Source organism: Micromonospora musae, assembly GCF_003626635.1.
In the GTDB taxonomy this organism is placed as follows: Bacteria; Actinomycetota; Actinomycetes; order Mycobacteriales; family Micromonosporaceae; genus Micromonospora; species Micromonospora musae.
Map to the genome: position 1 here is coordinate 587,221 of NZ_RAZT01000003.1, position 17,010 is coordinate 604,230.

Sequence of the window (17,010 nt, forward strand, 5' to 3'; positions counted from 1 at the left end):
GCGGCCCGTGGTGTACCGCGGTGCCCGCCGCCGGCAAGGGATCAGGAGCGAGCGTGACCGACCAGACCACCCTGGAGCAGGAGATCGCCGTCGAGCAGCGGCATCTCGACCGGGTGTACGCCCGACTCGCCGAGCTGCGGCGGTCGGCGGTCCGCGCCGAACGGGACGGCTACCGGCTCGCCCGGGTCGGGAACTTCGGCGCTCTGGTCGAGCGGGACGCCATGGTCTTCCACGCCGCGCAGCGGCGCCACGCGCTCGACGCCGAGCACGAGGGGCTGGTCTTCGGCCGGCTCGACCTGCGTGACCATCAGGTGCTGCACGTCGGTCGGCTCGGCATCCGGGACGAGAACGCGGCCAGCCTCGTGGTCGACTGGCGGGCTCCGGCGGCAGCCGCCTTCTACCAGGCGACGCCGGCCCAGCCGCAGGGCGTGGTGCGCCGCCGGACGATCCAGTCGAGCGGGGAGCGGGTCGTACGGATCGAGGACGACCTGCTCGATCCGGGCGCCGCGCCGCCGGAGATGGCGGTGGTGGGCGACGGTGCGCTGCTCGCCACGCTCTCCCGGGCCACCGGCCGGGGCATGCGGGACATCGTGGCGACCATCCAGCGGGAGCAGGACGAGGCGATCCGCTCCCCCGGCTCCGGAGTCACGATCGTCTCCGGCGGCCCCGGCACCGGCAAGACGGCCGTCGCCCTGCACCGGGCGGCCTACCTGCTCTACTCCGACCGCAGCCGGTACGCCGGAGGCGGCATCCTGGTCGTCGGCCCCTCCTCGGTCTTCGTCGAGTACATCGCCTCGGTGCTGCCCTCCCTCGGTGAGGAGACCGCCACCCTGCACTCCCTGGGCACGCTCTTCCCCGGGATGACGGCGACCCGGACCGACCCGCCCGAGGTCGCCGCGGTGAAGGGCTCGCTGCGGATGCGCCGGGTGCTGGAGCGCGCGGCCCGGGACGCCGTACCGGGTGGGCCGACGGAGCTGCGCCTGCTCTACCGCGGCGAACTGCTGCGGCTGGAGCGGCGGGAGTTGGACGCGATCCGGGATCGTGCGCTGCCGCGGGGCGCGCGCCGTAACGAGGTGCGCCGGGCAGGCTTCGACGGTGTCTTCGCGGCGCTCTGGGCGCAGGCTCGCCGGCTGAACATCGGCCGGCTGCCGGAGCAGCGCGCCTTCGAGGACGAGATCGCCGACCGGCCGGAGTTCCGGGAGTTCCTCAAGGCCTGGTGGCCGCGGCTGCACCCCCGGCACGTGCTGGGCTGGCTGGCGAGCCCCGAGCGGCTGCGCCGGTACGCCGGGGGCGTCCTCTCCGGGGCGGAGATCCGGCTGCTGACGAATGCGTACCGGACCCTGGACGGCGAGGGGCTGACGATCGCCGACATCGCGCTGCTGGACGAGCTCGACGCGCTGCTCGGCAAGCCGGTGCGGCCGTCCCGGGCGAAGCGGGATCCGTTCCAGCTGGCCGGCGGGGTGCGTGAGCTGAGCACCTACGCCGACCGGCAGCGGGCGGCCCGGGAGGCGGCGCGGGAGCGCCCGGCCGACTACCGGGAGTACGCGCACGTGGTGGTGGACGAGGCGCAGGACGTCTCGCCGATGCAGTGGCGGATGATCGGTCGCCGCGGCCGCCTGGCGTCCTGGACGGTGGTGGGCGATCCGGCGCAGACGGCGTGGACCGGTGATCCGGCGGAGCTGACCCGGGCCCGGGACCAGGCGCTGGGCCGGCGCCGCCGGCACCACTTCACGCTCACCACCAACTACCGCAACTCGGCGGAGATCTTCGCGGTGGCGGCGGCCGAGATCCGCCGGCTCGACCCGGACCTGGCGCTGCCCACCGCGGTCCGCTCCACCGGCGTCGAGCCGGTCGAGCTGGCGGTGCCGGTGGCGGAGCTGGAGAGCGCCACGGTGGCGGCGGCCGCGACGCTGCTGGACGAGGTGGAGGGGACGGTCGGGGTGATCACGCCGGTGCCCCGCCGGAACGAGGTGGCCGGCTGGCTCGGCGCGCGGGGCGGGTCCCGCCTCCAGGTGGTGACCAGCCTGGAGGCGAAGGGTATGGAGTACGACGGGGTGGTGCTGGTCGCGCCGAGCGAGATCCGGGCGGATCCCGGCTCGGGCGTCCGGACGCTCTACGTGGCGCTCTCCCGCGCCACCCAGCGGCTGAGCACGGTCGACCCGACCGGCTGACGTTCCCCGACTTCTCGGTTCGGCCGTCGCGCATGGCCGACGGTTGCATACATTGCGATGTGAGCATATGTTTGACCGGTCCGAACCGTCGACGGAGGGTGGTTTCGTGGGCGCGGGTCATGGCCACGAGGAGACGGTGGCGAACGCCGCCCAGCATCACCGTGGCCGACTCTGGGCGGCATTCGGACTGCTGGCCGTCCTCATGGTGGTCGAGGCTGTGGCCGCCCTCCGCACCGGCTCGCTGGCCCTGCTCTCCGACGCCGGGCACATGTTCACCGACGTGCTCGGCATCGGCATGGCCCTCGCCGCGATCACCGCGACCCGGCACGCCAACCGGGACCCGCAGCGCACCTTCGGGCTCTACCGACTCGAGGTGCTGGCCGCGCTCGCCAACGCCGTCCTGCTCTCCGGGGTCGCCGTCTACGTGGTGATCGAGGCCGTCGGCCGCTTCGGCGACCCGCCGGAGGTGCTCGCCGGCCCGATGCTGGCGGTGGCCGTGCTGGGCCTGCTGGCCAACGTGGTCGCCTTCTTGCTGCTGCGGCCCGGGGCAAAGGAGAGCATCAACCTCCAGGGCGCCTACCTCGAGGTGCTCGGCGACCTGCTCGGCTCGCTCGGCGTGATCGGCGCGGCGCTGCTCATCACGGTCACCGACTGGTGGTGGGCCGACCCGCTGGTGGCGATCGCCATCGGCGTGTTCATCCTGCCGCGCACCTGGAAGCTCGGCCGGGCGGCGGTCCGCATCCTCGTCCAGGCCGCGCCGAAGCACCTCCAGGTGACGGCGGTGCACGATCGGCTCGCGGCCGTGCCCGGTGTGGCCGGCGTCCACGACCTGCACGTCTGGACGCTCACCTCGGGCATGGAGGTCGCCTCCGCGCACCTCACCATGGCCTCCGGCGCCGACGTCGGCACGGTGCTCACCGCCGCGCGGACCGCCCTGCACGAGGACTTCCACATCGAGCACGCCACGTTGCAGATCGAGCCGGGCGCGACACCCGGGGCCTGCGGGTCCTGTGAGTGGTAATGAGCACATCCTTAATTCTGGGAGTGTATTGTCCGGTATGCCGGAATTATCGGTGACCACAGCAGCACCGAGAGTCACATCTGCTGCGTAGGGCTCGCTGGCCCCGGTAGTCTCGGCTCCGGCCTCCGGTAGGTGGCGCTCACGGGCGCCGGCGGCGGCCAACGCCTAATCGCCGACGTTCGGCGAGCCGGGGAACCACGTTCCTGGGGTGCATCCGCGCGAGCGGTAGGGATCTTCCGTCCCGAACCCGTCAGCTAACCCGGTCGGCTGGCGGAAGGACATGCGCATGCCAGTAGTGGCACCCGTACGACGACGCGCCGCCCGGATGGTGGCCCTGATCGCCGCGACGCTCGCCCTCGCCGTCGCGCTCAGCCCCGGCACCGCCACCGCGTCCACTCCCCCAGCGGCCCTGCCCGCCGCGGTTCCCAGCAACGACGCCGAGGGCGGCACCCCCGCGCTCCGCGCCCAACTGGAGGCGGCGAGCAAGGGCTGGCTCGACGCGAAGGCGGCCCTCGCCCGCTCGACCCAGCGGCAGCAGCAGCTCACCGCGCAGCTCCGGACGACCGACACCGAACTGGCGCAGCGCAGCGGCAAGGTCGGCGAGATCGCCGGGGTCGCCTACCGCACCGGCCGGCTCGGCACCATCTCGGCGCTGCTCAACAGCACCAGCCCGGACGGCTTCATGGACCGCGCCGCCGCCCTGGACGCCGTCGCCGCCAACGAGGACCGGGTGCTGCGCGAGCTGATGGAGACCCGGGACACGGCGAACCGGACCCGCGCCGCGCTGGACGGTGAGATCAAGGAGCAGCGCAAGCAGGTCGCCGTGATGGCGAAGCGCAAGCAGCAGGCCGAGCGGGCCATCGAGGTGGCCAACGCCAACACGGTCCGCGCCACGGCCGGAGGTTCCAACCGGGGCACCTCCACCGCGAACGCCGCACCGGCGCCACGCAACCCCGACGGCTCCTGGCCGAAGGAGTCGTGCAGCGTCAACGACCCGACACCGGCGAGCGGCTGCATCACCCCACGCATGCTGCACGCGCTCAACCAGGCCAAGGCGGCCGGCTTCACCCGCTACGTCTCCTGCCACCGAAACGGCGGCTCCGGCGAACACCCCAAGGGCCGGGCCTGCGACTTCGCCGCGCAGAAGAACGGGTTCGGCGGCGACGCCACCGGCGGCGACAAGACGTACGGCAACAACCTGGCCGCGTACTTCATCCGCAACTCCGACCGGCTCGCGGTGCTCTACGTGATCTGGTACCGGCAGATCTGGCTGCCCAGCAGCGGATGGAAGTCGTACAGCGGGGCGGGCGGAGACCCGTCGAGCGACCACACGAACCACGTGCACCTCTCGGTGTACTGACCTCGCGGCCGCGGGTGGCCCGGTCCGGCCACCCGCGCCGCCGGAGGCGGTACGTCCCGGGACGTACCCGGGATGTCGTCGCTCGGCGGACGATCCGGCCGGCCCGCGCGGGCAGCATCACGGACATGACCCGAACACCGCCCGCCGCGCGCAAGGCGCTGCTCACGCTGCACCTGGTCACCTCGCTGGGGTGGCTCGGCGCGGACCTGGTCCTGCTCACCCTCGGCGTGGCGGTGCTGCGCGGCGCCGACCCGGACGTGGTCTATCCGGTGGCCGCGCTGATCGGCACGGTGCTCTTCGCCCCGCTGGCCGTCGCGGTGTGGACGGTCGGCGTGGCCAGCGCCCTGTTGACCCCGTGGAAGCTCCTCCGGTACCGCTGGGTGTTGGTGAAGCTGCTGATCACCACGGCGATGGTCGTGCTGGTGCTCTTTCTGCTCACCCCGAACCTGCGCGCCGCGGGCGAGCTCGGGGCCGCCCTCCCGGCGCGGGACCGGGCCGATCTGGTGATCGCGCCCGCCGTGTCGACCAGTCTGATGGTCATCGCGACGGTGCTCTCCACGTACAAGCCGTGGGGGCGGATGCGCCGGACCGGGTCGCCCGCGCCGGGCCGGCGCTCGCCGGTGGCCGGCCGCGCGGGCGCCTGACCGGCTCCACCAAACCCCCGGCGTCGGTCAGGACGTGGCGGGCGGTCCCTTCCGGTCGCGGTCGAGCGCACCGGCGAGCCGGTTCGCCAGCGTCAGGTGCGCGGCGCGGGCCTGCCGGAAGGCGTACGCGAAGAGCGGCGCGGGCGCGGCGAGGGTGATCTCGACGTCGATGCGCAGCTGCCCGTCCGCCTCGGTGTGGAGCAGGGCGCGGCTGCGCACGGTGGTGGCCGGCCACTGCCGGGCCACCGTCACGATCTCGTCCTCCGCCTGGACCAGCACGTCGGCCTGGTACCGCACCCGGAACCGCACCGGTCCGGCGGTGAGCCGGTCGCTGACGGTGTAGCTGGCCCGCGCGCCGGGGCGGGGCGGAAGCCGGCGGACCCGGACGATCAGCGGGTGCAGTTCGCCCTGCCGGTCGAGGTCGCCGAGGAGCGCGGCGGCGTCCGACGGCGAGCAGCGCGCCTGGACGCTGTAGCTGAAGGAGTCCCGCCTGAGCACACCGTCTCCCGCCGTCGCCGGTCGCCCGATCCTCACCCACCAGGGGCCAGGTGGCAACGGCTGAGCGGCCTCCGGAGCGCATACCGCGGCTTCGGGTGCCTGTCGGCCGGGCGATCAGCCGGTGGGACTCCGCAGCCGGTCGGCGGCGTCAGCGAAGCCGGCGACGTGGACCTCTCCGGCCTCGACGAGAGGGTTGTCGAGCCCGGTCGGGGATGAGCGCGGCTCAGGCGCCGGGGAGCACCTCGGGCGTGGCCGTGCCGGCGTAGTAGGGCTCCGGAGCACCGAAGAGCCCGAGCAGGCCGGTCACCCAGAGCTGCCGGTGCACGAACCGGCTCGGCTCGGTGACCACGAGCTTGACGCCGCTCACCTCGGCGGTCTGGAACCCGGCGACCATCGCGCTGATGCCGACGGAGTCGATGAAGGTGACCAGGCGCATGTTGAGCTCGATGCGCGCCGGATGCCCCTTGGCCAGCACCTCGGCGATCGCTTCACGCACCTCGTACGCGGTGTCGACGTCGATCTCGCCGCGTGGGGCGATCTCCACGACACCGCCGGACAGTACCGACTTCACGATCGACAGGCTCACGCGAGCACCTCCACCCGCCCGTCCCCCGGGCGCCTCATCAGTACGCGGGCCGCGACCGAGAGTATTCCTCCGATGGCCTCGGTCGCCACCCCCGGGGGATGAGCAATTCGCGGATCAGGGCACATCTCGTCACCCTTGTCCGGATTCTTCTCTTCGTCTGTTCGTTCGACGGCCCCTCGGACCGACGCACCGCCGCCCAGGGTAGCCGGTCCGCGCCAGCCGGGCGGAAACGACGCGGCCGGTAAGGGTCCGGACCCATGATCCGATTTCGCACGGCGCGGGTGCGTTTGCCGGGGCGGCCTAGCATCGGCCGGGAGTCCACGACAGAGGGGATGATCAATGATCAAGAGACTGGCCGGGCTGGCCGGCGTCGGTGCCCTGCTCGCCCTCGTACTGGCCTGCGGCTTCGGTGGCAGCGGAGACGATGACGACGATGACGACGACTTCGCCCGGGGTGCCGCCGTCGTCTCGGTGCGCTGACCACCCCATCTCCGTCTCGAACGGGCCGGCCGCCCGAGCGCGGCCGGCCGCCGGGGCATGGTGAACCCGGCGCGACCCCGGCCGTCAGGCCCCACCACTTCGGCGGTCCGGCTGGGGTGATTCGGCGGGTTTGGGGCGCCGATGGGCGGGGCACTGGCGGGTAGGCGAACCGTGACGCGCCGATCCGGATGGCCGGGAGCCGACCCGCCCGCCGTGGCCGGCGCACCGAGGAGGTAATCCCGATGTTCGGAACGACCCTGCTGGACCGCCGCAGCAGACCCGAGCGGATCGCGGACCAGGCGTGGCAGCACCTGGTCTCCAGCGTCAACACCGCCGGCGACACCGTCCGAGGCACCGCTCGCTCCGCGCAACGCGGCGGACACCGGCTCAGTGACGGAGCAGGTGACGTCGTGGGCAACGCTGCCGACGAGGCCCGCCGCCGGGCCACCCTCGCCTTCGACGCGCTCGCCGGTCGACGTCCGGCGCTGCCGTGGACGCTGCTGATCGGTGTGGCGCTGGTCGGCGCCGCCATCGGTTGGGCCGCGGGTACCGCCGCCCGGGCCGCGGGCAGCCGGGACGACCGCGCGGTCGACGACATCGACTTCGTGGACGTGGACCGCCCCAACTCCCCCGCCAACCTCGACACCTGAGCCCGAGCAAGGACGGTCCCGACCGGCCCGCCGCGCATCCGCAGGGGATGAACGACCCCGGGTTCGTTGATGTCGGGGTGTCCGGCACCTCGACGACACCCCGACATCAGGTCGAGTCAGATGGCGTTGATCCGCTCCGGCGCGCGTTCGGCGCGGGCCAGGGCGCGCAGCACCGCCGGCTGGCCGTGACGGCGTACCGCCAGCCGAGCCAGCAACGAGAGCACCGGCTCGAAGACGTCGACGGGTAGCTCTGAAGTGGCCACACCGACGCTGACCGCCAGGTCGTCGGAGTGCACCGCGATCTCCATGAGGCGGGTGGTCAGGAAGTCGTCCAGGGTGAGCGACCAGGGCCCCCGAGCCAGGTGCACCACCCGCCCCGCCGGCTCCCGGGTCAACGCCTCGGTGAGCCGCTGCACCGCCTCGGCCGTACGGGCGGCCAACGCCTGCGGCCCCTCCTGCGCGATCCCCTCCCCCACCCGGCGGATGCCCACGTTCACGTCGTCGTCGACACTCGCGCCGATCCAGCTGCCACGCGCGTAGTGGTCGAGCAGACCTATCGGATCACCGGCCGGCACGGGCTCGGCGAGCACCGCCTCGACCTGGAAGACCTGCGAGGCGAGGTGCCCCGCGAGGCCGGCGACACCGAACTCGGCGAGCGCGCTCGGCTGGTCCCAGCGCTCGGCGACCGCCGGGTCGCCCAGCAGCCGCACGGCCGAGCGAGCGGCCGTCAGGTAGGCAGTTCTGATCGCAGCCATGTCGTACCTCCTTCGGGGTGGGACCACGCGAGCCTAGACCCCGACCGCCACCTCCAAGATCGTCGGACCGCGATCACCCGGGTCGGGCGAGGGTGGCTCACCCCGACCGGCGGCAGCATCGCCCCCGGGCGGCCGTGCCTGCGGAAGCCCCCATGCGAGACGAGGAGGGAGCCGATGGCCACCGAGACCGTCACCCGTACCGATCAGGAGATCCAGTCCGACGTCCTCGACGAGCTGACCTGGGAGCCACGGGTCCGGCCGCACGAGATCGGCGTGACCGTTTCCGAGGGCGTTGTCACCCTCACCGGCCGGGTGGAGAGCTACGCGAAGAAGTGGGCCGCCGAGCGGGCGGCGCACCGGGTCCCCCGGGTCCGCGCGGTCGCCAACGATCTGACCGTGCAGCTGCCCGGCGGAGCGGAGCGGGCCGACCCGGAGGTGGCCGGCGCGGTCGGGCACGCCCTGGAGTGGGACGCGTTCGTACCCCTGGAGCAGTTGCAGGTCACCGTCTCGGACGGCTGGGTGACCCTGCACGGCGAGGTGGAGTGGGAGTACCAGCGGCGAGCCGCCGAACGGGCGGTCAGCCGACTCACCGGCGTACGCGGCCTGAGCAACGGGATCACCGTGCGGCCGTCGATCCGCGCGGACGGGCACGAACTGGCCGAGCGGATCGTCGACGCCCTCGCCCGCAGCCGGGCCACCGAGTCCGAGCACGTCACGGTGCGGGTGCACGGCGACACGGTGCTACTGGCCGGTCTGGTGCACTCGATCCCGGAACGTGCCGAGGTGGAACGGGTGGCCTGGTCCGCGCCGGGCATCCGGGAGGTGCAGAACCACATCGCCGTCGCCCCGGTCCTGCATTGAACCACCCCGGCAGGGTGAGCCGACTTCACCCGGCCGGCGGCGAGCGTGGGAGTCATGACTGATCCGAACGGGCTGATCGGACCGGGGCGGCCGGCGCCGGACTTCGCGCTGCCGGCCACCCCGGACGGGCGGCGCACCGGCGTCCGCGAGTACCGCGGCCGACCGGTGGTGCTCGCGTTCTACCCGGCCGACTGGAGTCCGGTCTGCGGCGACCAGATGGCGCTCTACCAGGCCGCCATGCCGGAGTTCGACCAGTACCGGGCGGCCGTGCTGGGCATCTCCGTGGACAGCTTGTGGTCGCACCGAGCGTTCGCCGAGGACCAGGGCGTCGGCTTCCCGCTGTTGGCGGACTTCGAGCCGAAGGGGGAGGTGGCCCGCGCGTACGGCGCGTACACCCGCAGCGGTGAGGCCGCGCGGGCGCTCGTGGTGGTCGACCCGGACGGCGCGGTCGCCTGGTCCCAGCTCTACCCGCCGGAGGTCAACCCGGGCGCGGACGGCATCCTCGACGCGCTGGAGCGGATGCGCGCCAGCGGGGAGGTGAGGGTCGGATGACGACTCCGCTGCAGGTCACCGCCCGTCTGCGTACGCCGGTGACCGGATCCGACCATGTTCGGGGCGCGGCCGACGCCCCCGTGACGATCGTCGAGTACGGCGACTTCCAGTGCCATTACTGCGGCGCCGCGTACCCGAACCTCACCGAGCTGCTCCGGCAGCGGGAGGGCACGGTACGGCTCGTCTACCGCTACTTCCCGATCGCCAACGTGCACCCGTACGCGGAGAGCGCGGCCGAGGCGGCCGAGGCGGCCGGGGTCCGCGGCCGGTTCTGGGAGATGCACGACTGGCTCTACGAGCACCAGGACCAGCTCGACCCGGTGCACCTGTCGCTCGGCGTCGAACAGCTCGGCATGCCGCCGGACGACATCGACGCCGAGGTGGAGCGGCACGCCCACGCCGACCGGGTACGCCGGGACTTCGTGGGCGGGATCCGCAGCGGGGTCAACGGCACCCCGACCCTCTTCGTCAACGACGCCCGGCACGACGGCGGGTACGCCCTGCCGGACCTGCTCGCCGCCGTCGACGCCGCGGCCGACACTTAGATCAACCGCAGCTCGCGCGCCCGCCGGACCGCTTCTCGCCGGCGGGTCGCGTCGAGCTTGCGGTAGATGTTGCGCACGTGGGTCTTCACCGTGTTGACCGACAGCGACAGCTCACTGGCTATCTCCACGTTGGACAGGATGCTCTGCAGGTAGCGCAGGATGGTCAGCTCCCGCTCGGTGAGCGGCTCCTCCAGCGTCGGCCCCGGCTCCACCGGCCCCCGTTCGGCCGGCTCGTCCGCGCCCCGCACCAGGTCGCTGACCATCGACCAGTGCGCCGTGCCGGTGTCGAGGTGCGCGGCGAGCAGATCCCGCACGGCCGGATCGGCGCGGGTGAAGACCCGCCGGACGCCCTCCGGACCGGCGAGGTCGAGCACCCGCTCCAACGTCCGGCCGGCCCGGCGCTCGTCCCCGCCGTGGCGCGCCAGCACCGCGTCGAGCAGGCCCGCGTCCACGCGTACCGGCAGCGACCACCGCTCCGCCTCCGGCGCCGCCCAGTCCGGCAGGGCCCGAGCGGCCGCGCGCGGGTCACCGGCGCGCAGCTCGACCCGGGCCAGCGCCACCGCCACCGGGGCCAGCGCCACCGCGACCGAGGCGAGCGGCTCGACCTGGTCCCGCAGCGGCCCGGCCAGCAGGTCCCGGGCGGCCTCCAGGTCACCCCGGGCACCGAGCAGGTCCGCGTCCGCGGCCAGCAGCTGGTAGGCCAGCTCCACGGCGGCCGGCCGGTCCGCGATCCGGTGCCGCGCCTCGGCCAGCAGCCGGTGACCGGCGGCCACCTCACCCCGGTCGTGCAGCAGCTGCGCCCGGCAGAGCGCGGCGACCGCCGCGGCCGTGGTCTCCCCCACGGCACTCCCGGCACCGGCCGGCGTCTCCGACTCCCCGGTCGCGGCCCGGGCCAGCGCCAGGTTCCCGGCGACCTCCTCGGGCTGGTCCCGGTGCAGAGCCACCACGGCCAGCGCCAGCTGGGCGTACGCGCAGTCGAGGCGGCAGGCCCAGCCGTGGCAGGGCGGCATCGCCAACGCGGCCCGGGCGGACGCCTCGGCGGCCCGCAACCTCCCTTGCACGGCGTCGAGCAGCGCCGAGCGGCTGGCGCAGACCAGCTCGACGCGGAGCCGGCCCGCCTCCCGCGCCGCACCCAGCGCCCGGGCGAACCGCGCCGAGGGCAGCTGCCCCTCGGCCAGTTCCACGAGCCCGAGCGCGGTACCGGCGAACGCCCGCAGCTCGGCGTCCTCGGTGGCGCTGCCCCTCGGCCCGCCGGCCACCGGCGCGGCGAGCGGTTCCGGTGCGCGGACGGCGGGGGCCGAGCGCTGGGCCGGACCGGTGGCGGGCTCCCCGCTCGGGGCAGCCAGGTTGGACGGCCCAGGCGGCGTGGGGTGCGCCCGGATCAGCCGCGCGGCCGCGGCGCGCACCTCGGCGTGGTCGCCGGCGAGCCGGGCCAGCGTCAGCTCCACCGCGGTGGCCAGCCGGAGGAAACGGTCCCGGCGCTGGGCGGGCAGGGTGTCCGCGACCGCGACCGCGGCGTGCAGGTGCGCCGTGGCGGCCTGCGGGTCACCGGCGTGCGCCCGCTCCGCGGCGCAGGCGAGGGCCAGCTCGGGATCGCGGCGCACGACCTCGGGTGGTGGCGGCGCCGGCGCGGGGGCGCCGAAGTCGGACCGGTCGTACGGGGCCAGCTCCGGCCACTGCGCGACGAAGATCTCGGTCGCCCGGTCCCAGTGACCGCCGGCCAGCGCGTGCCGCAGCCCCTCCGCCGGCCGGCCGTTGTCGGCGTACCAACCGGCCGCCCGAAGATGCAGCTCACGCAGCTCGTCGGCGGGTAGCCGGGTCAGCTCCGCCCGGAGCAGGTCGGCCAGCAGCGGGTGGCAGCGGTACCAGGGCGGGCGGCTCTCGTCGCGACGCAGCAGGCCACCGTCGCCGGCCAGGTCGGCGAGCGTCCGCTCGGCGTCCGACCCGCCGGTGAGCGCGTCGGCCAGGTCGGCGCAGACCGTCTCGGCGAGCGCGGTGCGCCGCAGCAGCTCGCGGGCCGCCGGCTCGACCGCGGCGAGCACCTCCTCGTGCAGGTAGCCGGCGACGTCCGGCTGGTCGCCCCCGAACTGCTCGACCCAGCGCGACGGGTCGGGCTGCCGCTGCAAGGCCAGCGCGGCGAAGCGCAGCGCCGCCGGCCACCCACCGGTCCGCTCCCGCAGCCGGTGCAGTGCCGCCCCGGTCAGCGCCACGCCGTGCGCGGTCAGCAGGTCGGCCACCTCGTCGTCGGTGAAGGCCAGCTCGTCCGGACCGATCTCGGTCAGCTCTCCCGCCAACCGCAGCCGGTGCACGGCCAGCGGCAGCCCGGCCCGCGCCCCGACCACGAGACGCAACCGCTGCTCGGCGTGGCGGAGCAGGAAGTCCAGCCCGGTCAGCGCGGCCGGGTCGGTGACCCGGTGCAGGTCGTCGAGGACCAGTAGCACCGGCTCTTCCCGGGCGGCCAGTCCGGCGGCCAGCAGCTCCAGCTGATCCGGCCGGGGCGGTCGGTCCGGCACCTGCGCGCCGTCCCGCCCGGGGCCCGTGCCGGCCCGGAGCGCAGCCGCCAGGTACGACCAGAGCCGGTCGCCGTCGTCGCCCGCCTCCACCGACACCCAGGCCGGCACCGGCCGGGCCGCCTCGACGACGCTGCCGTCCGGGCGCACCTCGGCGCCCTCGCCCGAGCTGCCTCCCACGAGCCGGGTCCAGGCCGCGAGCAGGGTGCTCTTGCCCCAGCCGGCGGGCGCGCTGACCAGCGTCACCGGCCCGGCGCTGCCCGCGTCGAGCCGGCGCAGCAGGCGGGGCCGGGCCAGCACCGACTCGCCGAGCGCGGGCGGGTGCAGGCGGGACGCGAGCAGCGGCGGCCGGACGTCGTCCGCCGTCCCCACGCGTACGGCGCTTCGCTGTTCCGGCATCCGGCCCACCCCCACGGACGCGTTCCACCCCCCGGTCGGCGGGCGGATACCCGGCGCGGGGCCGTTCACCCCTTCGGGGCGAGCCCGTTCACCCCTGAACGGGCCGAGGGTGCAGACCGGACTTGACGGGATATCCCGGACAGCCCTCTCGAATGGCGCGATGGCGGGTGGCACACTCGCGGGATGGCTGGAGAGCGGGCGTACGACGTGGTGCTCTTCGGCGCGACCGGCTTCACCGGCGGGCTGACCGCCGAATACCTGGCCCGGCACGCGCCGGCAGGGCTGCGGTGGGCGCTCGCCGGCCGCAACTCCGACCGGTTGGCGGCGGTCCGCGACCGGCTCACCGCGATCGACCCGGCGCTGACCGAGCTGCCGTTGCTGACCGCCGACACCACCGACCCCCGAACGCTTCGCGCGCTGGCGGAGCAGACCCGGGTCGTCGCCAGCACCGTCGGCCCGTTCATCCGACACGGCGAGCCGCTGGTCGCCGCCGCCGCCACCGCCGGCACCGACTACCTGGACATCACCGGGGAGCCGGAATTCGTCGACCTGATGTACCTGCGCCACCACGCCGAGGCGGTACGCACCGGATCGCGTCTCGTGCACGCCTGCGGGTTCGACTCGATCCCGCACGACCTGGGCGCCTGGTTCACCGTGCGGCAGCTCCCGTCCGACGCGCCGATCACCGTCGACGGTTTCGTCCGTGCCGGCGGACGTTTCTCCGCCGGCACGTACCACTCCACCCTCATCGCGTTCTCCCGGGCGGCCCGGGCCGGCCGGGTCGCCCGGCAGCGGCGGTCCACGGAGCTGCGGCCCGAGGGCCGGCGGGTCCGCGCGGTACGCGGACGGCTCACCCGCCCGGACGGGCTGGGCATGTGGGCGGTACCGCTGCCGACCATCGACCCCCAGATCGTCCGGCGCTCGGCGGCGACCTGCCCGGCGTACGGTCCCGACTTCCGCTACCGGCACTTCGCCGCCGTGAAGCGGCTGCCCACGGTGCTGGCCGCCGGGGTCGGCCTGGCCGCCGTGGCGGGCCTGGTGCGGCTGGCGCCGACCCGGCGCTGGCTGCTCGGCCGGCTCACCTCCGGGCAGGGACCGGCAGCGCAGCGGCGGGCCCAGTCGTGGTTCCGGATCCGGTTCGTCGGCGAGGGCGGCGGGCGCCGGGTACGCACCGAGGTGGCCGGGGGCGACCCGGGGTACGACGAGACGGCGAAGATGCTCGCCGAGTCGGCGCTCTGCCTGGCCCTGGACGACCTGCCGCCGACCGCCGGCCAGGTCACTCCGGTGACCGCGATGGGCGAGGCGCTGCTCACCCGGCTCACCCGCGCCGGGATCACCTTCCGGGTGCTGGAGGCGGTCGACACCGACGGGCTTGACCCTCGACCAGCTTGAGACGGCAGGATCGGTCGACGTGGAGAGCGAACTGCGCAGCATCGGCGAACTGGCGAGGGCCAGCGGGCTCACGGTCAGCGCCCTGCGGTTCTACGACTCGGCCGGGGTGCTGGTGCCGGCCCTGGTCGACCCGGTGACCGGCTACCGCTGGTACGCCGACGAGCAGCTGGCCCCGGCCCGGCTGGTGGCCGGGCTGCGCCGGGTCGGCATGCCGGTCGCCGAGATCGCGGCCGCGGTGCGGGCCGAACCGGCCGCCGTGCACCGGCTGCTCGACGTGCACCTGCGCCGGCTCGAGGACGGCCTCGCCGACGCCCGCCGCGAGCTCTCCCGGATCCGCGCCCTGGTCGGCGCCGAGAAGCCCGCCCGGGCCGTCCGCGTCGTGCTCTCCCGCGCCGAGCTGACGTACGCCGTCGACGCGGTCCGGTTCGCCGTCGGCACCGACCCGGAGCTGCCGGCCCTCACCGGCGTCCTGTTCGACGTGGCGCCGGACGGCGTCCGCCTGGTCACCACCGACCGGCACCGGATGGCGCTCGCCCGGGCCGACGTCACCCGGATGGACGGGCCGGCCGTGCGGGTGCTCGCCCCGGCCGGCTTCGTCGACGAGGTCCGGGCCCTGCTGGAGAGCGGCGCCGACCTCACCTCGGCGGTCCGGTTGACCGTCGAGGGCGACACGATCGCGGTTTCGGTGGCCGGCCGCACGGTGACCGGCTCGCTGCTGCCGTACGACTTCCCGGACTACCAGCGGCTGCTCCGGGCGGCCGCCGGCGACGCCCCGACGTACCGGATCCCGGTCGACGTGGCGGCGCTGCGGACGGCGCTGCGTCGACCGGGCGCGCCGACGATCGCCCGGGAGTACGACGGGGCGCCGATCGCGGTGAGCGTGCTCGGCGTCGACGGGCGGGGTGCGCTGCGGGTGCTGGAACCGGACGAGACCGGCCCGGACGGCGGACTCCGGTTCGGGGTGAACGGCGACTACCTGCTCGACGCGCTGGACGCCGCCGGCGGGCCGCAGCTGGTGCTGGAGCTGGACGGCCCGATCACCCCGCTGGCCGTACGCCGCCCCGACGACGACGCCGCCCTCTCGATCCTGATGCCGATCCGACTCTGACCGGCACGCCACCGGCCGGAACCACGACGCGCGGAGACGGTGCCGGCCGGCCGACACGGCGGGCCGCCGATCGGGGGCCGCCCGCTCGGTCGAGGCGGCCCGGGCGCGCTCCCCAGGCCCGAACGCGGCGGGCTGCGACGGTAGCATCTGGGGATCCACCCGACTGCCGGACGGAGGCGTACGGAGCAGCATGCTCGACATGGAGTTGATCCGGAAGGATCGCGAGGCGGTGGCGACCGCGCTGGCGAAGCGTCTGGATCCCGCCGAGGTCAACCGGGCGCTGGACGAGATCCAGCGGCTCGACCAGGAGCGGCGCGCCCTGATCGGTGAGATCGACGCCGATCGGCAGCGCCGCAAGGCAGAGGCACGGGCCTACGCGGAGGCGAAGCGGGCCGGCCGCGAGCCGGAGGTCGTCGCGCCCGAGGCCGGCCGCAAGCAGCTCTCCGAGCTGGAGTCCGAGCTGGACGAGGTGCAGGACCGGCTGCGCACCGCGATGAGCGAGCTGCCCAACCTGCCCGCCGACGAGGTGCCGCCGGGCGGCAAGGAGGCCAACCAGGTCGTCAAGACCTTCGGTACGGCGCCGGTGATCGAGAAGATCCGCGACCACGTGGAGCTGTCCCGGATGCTCGGCCTGGTCGACCACGAGCGGGGCGTGAAGCTCGGCGGCTCCGGCTTCTGGATGTACACGGGGATGGGTGCCCGGCTGGAGTGGGCGCTGCTGAACTTCCTCATCGACGAGAACGTCAAGGCCGGCTACGAGTTCCTGCTCCCGCCGCACCTGCTGCTCGACACGGCCGGCTTCGCCGCCGGGCAGTTCCCGAAGTTCTACGACGACGTCTACCACCTCGACCGCGAGGGTGCTCCCCGTGGCCAGTTCCTGCTGCCCACCTCGGAGACGGCCATCCTCGGGGCGTACCAGGACGAGATCCTGGACACCACGACGCTGCCGCTGAAGCGGTTCGCGTACACGCCGTGCTACCGCCGGGAGGCGGCCGGTTCGCACTCGGACGAGCGCGGCACCGTCCGGGGCCACCAGTTCAACAAGGTGGAGATCTTCCAGTTCACCCTGCCCGAGCAGGCGGAGGCGGCGCTGGAGGCGATGGTCACCCACGCCGAGGGGCTGGTCGAGAAGCTGGGCCTGCACTACCAGCGCAGCCTGCTGTCGGCCGGCGACGCCAGCGCGTCCATGCGCAAGACCCTCGACATCGAGGTGTGGATGCCGAGCATGGACAAGTACAAGGAGGTGTCGTCGGTCTCCTGGGCCGGCGACTACCAGGCACGCCGGGCGGCCATCCGCTACCGCGAGCCGGGCGGCAAGCAGACCCGGTTCGTGCACACGCTCAACGGGTCGTCGCTGGCCACCAGCCGCCTCTTCCCGGCCATTCTGGAGCAGTTCCAGCAGCCCGACGGCTCGGTGCTGGTGCCCGAGGTGCTCCGCGACCGGCTGGGCGTCGACCGCCTCACGCCGGGCCGCTGAG

Annotated in this window: 16 protein-coding genes and 1 riboswitch; of the genes, 12 read left to right on the forward strand and 4 right to left on the reverse strand. The window is 74.4% G+C overall.

What is annotated here, in order from left to right; genetic code table 11:
- Positions 1 to 53: 53 nt before the first annotated feature.
- From D7044_RS08520 to D7044_RS08535, 4 genes are all read left to right on the forward strand, one after another.
- On the forward strand, positions 54 to 2,171 hold the full coding sequence (locus tag D7044_RS08520) for a HelD family protein (protein ID WP_120688450.1): 2,118 nt from the start codon (positions 54 to 56) through the stop codon (positions 2,169 to 2,171).
- Positions 2,172 to 2,277: 106 nt separating this feature from the next.
- Complete coding sequence (locus tag D7044_RS08525; protein ID WP_120688489.1) at positions 2,278 to 3,192, forward strand: cation diffusion facilitator family transporter; 915 nt, start codon at positions 2,278 to 2,280, stop codon at positions 3,190 to 3,192.
- 152 nt (positions 3,193 to 3,344) lie between these two features.
- Positions 3,345 to 3,474, forward strand: a riboswitch (cyclic di-AMP (ydaO/yuaA leader).
- Positions 3,475 to 3,487: 13 nt separating this feature from the next.
- Positions 3,488 to 4,552 (forward strand): coiled-coil domain-containing protein, encoded by a 1,065-nt coding sequence (locus D7044_RS08530; RefSeq protein WP_199716539.1) that lies wholly within the window; start codon positions 3,488 to 3,490, stop codon positions 4,550 to 4,552.
- 125 nt (positions 4,553 to 4,677) lie between these two features.
- The gene (locus tag D7044_RS08535) at positions 4,678 to 5,196 is read left to right on the forward strand and encodes a hypothetical protein (RefSeq protein ID WP_120688452.1); all 519 of its coding nucleotides are present in this window, start codon (positions 4,678 to 4,680) and stop codon (positions 5,194 to 5,196) included.
- Between the two features lie 27 nt (positions 5,197 to 5,223).
- Here D7044_RS08535 and D7044_RS08540 read toward each other — a convergent pair whose 3' ends face one another.
- Together D7044_RS08540 and D7044_RS08545 are read right to left on the reverse strand one after the other, a co-directional pair.
- The gene (locus D7044_RS08540) at positions 5,224 to 5,694 is read right to left on the reverse strand and encodes an SRPBCC family protein (RefSeq protein ID WP_120678588.1); all 471 of its coding nucleotides are present in this window, start codon (positions 5,692 to 5,694) and stop codon (positions 5,224 to 5,226) included.
- Between the two features lie 223 nt (positions 5,695 to 5,917).
- Complete coding sequence (locus tag D7044_RS08545) at positions 5,918 to 6,280, reverse strand: STAS domain-containing protein (protein WP_120678590.1); 363 nt, start codon at positions 6,278 to 6,280, stop codon at positions 5,918 to 5,920.
- A gap of 339 nt (positions 6,281 to 6,619) precedes the next feature.
- Here D7044_RS08545 and D7044_RS32275 point away from each other — a divergent pair, with 339 nt between their 5' ends.
- Positions 6,620 to 6,760, forward strand: coding sequence for a hypothetical protein (locus D7044_RS32275; protein WP_158609361.1), 141 nt, complete (start codon positions 6,620 to 6,622; stop codon positions 6,758 to 6,760).
- A 242-nt stretch (positions 6,761 to 7,002) separates the two neighbouring features.
- Positions 7,003 to 7,410 carry a hypothetical protein gene (locus D7044_RS08550; protein ID WP_120678592.1) on the forward strand — a complete coding sequence of 136 codons (408 nt, stop codon included), beginning with the start codon at positions 7,003 to 7,005 and terminating at the stop codon, positions 7,408 to 7,410.
- A gap of 116 nt (positions 7,411 to 7,526) precedes the next feature.
- Here the strand turns inward: D7044_RS08550 and D7044_RS08555 are convergent, their stop codons facing one another.
- The gene (locus D7044_RS08555) at positions 7,527 to 8,165 is read right to left on the reverse strand and encodes a maleylpyruvate isomerase N-terminal domain-containing protein (protein ID WP_120678594.1); all 639 of its coding nucleotides are present in this window, start codon (positions 8,163 to 8,165) and stop codon (positions 7,527 to 7,529) included.
- Between the two features lie 174 nt (positions 8,166 to 8,339).
- On the opposite strand from D7044_RS08555, the gene D7044_RS08560 reads away from it, so the two are divergent.
- Genes D7044_RS08560 through D7044_RS08570 form a run of 3 tightly spaced genes read left to right on the forward strand, consistent with a single transcriptional unit; the run spans position 8,340 to position 10,123 of the window.
- Positions 8,340 to 9,026: a BON domain-containing protein gene (locus tag D7044_RS08560; protein ID WP_120678596.1), complete on the forward strand. Its 687-nt coding sequence runs from the start codon at positions 8,340 to 8,342 to the stop codon at positions 9,024 to 9,026.
- A 54-nt stretch (positions 9,027 to 9,080) separates the two neighbouring features.
- Complete coding sequence (locus D7044_RS08565) at positions 9,081 to 9,578, forward strand: redoxin domain-containing protein (RefSeq protein ID WP_120688453.1); 498 nt, start codon at positions 9,081 to 9,083, stop codon at positions 9,576 to 9,578.
- The gene (locus tag D7044_RS08570; protein ID WP_120678601.1) at positions 9,575 to 10,123 is read left to right on the forward strand and encodes a DsbA family protein; all 549 of its coding nucleotides are present in this window, start codon (positions 9,575 to 9,577) and stop codon (positions 10,121 to 10,123) included. Before D7044_RS08565 ends, D7044_RS08570 begins: the two co-directional genes overlap by 4 nt.
- On the opposite strand, the gene D7044_RS08575 is transcribed toward D7044_RS08570, so the two are convergent.
- Entirely contained in the window at positions 10,120 to 13,101 is a 2,982-nt protein-coding gene (locus D7044_RS08575) for a LuxR C-terminal-related transcriptional regulator (RefSeq protein ID WP_411710969.1), read from the reverse strand. The genes D7044_RS08570 and D7044_RS08575 overlap by 4 nt on opposite strands.
- A gap of 114 nt (positions 13,102 to 13,215) precedes the next feature.
- On the opposite strand from D7044_RS08575, the gene D7044_RS08580 reads away from it, so the two are divergent.
- From D7044_RS08580 to serS, 3 genes are all read left to right on the forward strand, one after another.
- On the forward strand, positions 13,216 to 14,424 hold the full coding sequence (locus D7044_RS08580) for a saccharopine dehydrogenase family protein (protein ID WP_120688454.1): 1,209 nt from the start codon (positions 13,216 to 13,218) through the stop codon (positions 14,422 to 14,424).
- A gap of 31 nt (positions 14,425 to 14,455) precedes the next feature.
- Entirely contained in the window at positions 14,456 to 15,532 is a 1,077-nt protein-coding gene (locus D7044_RS08585; RefSeq protein WP_120688491.1) for a DNA polymerase III subunit beta family protein, read from the forward strand.
- 190 nt (positions 15,533 to 15,722) lie between these two features.
- The gene (gene serS, locus D7044_RS08590) at positions 15,723 to 17,009 is read left to right on the forward strand and encodes a serine--tRNA ligase (RefSeq protein ID WP_120688455.1); all 1,287 of its coding nucleotides are present in this window, start codon (positions 15,723 to 15,725) and stop codon (positions 17,007 to 17,009) included.
- Position 17,010 lies beyond the last annotated feature (1 nt).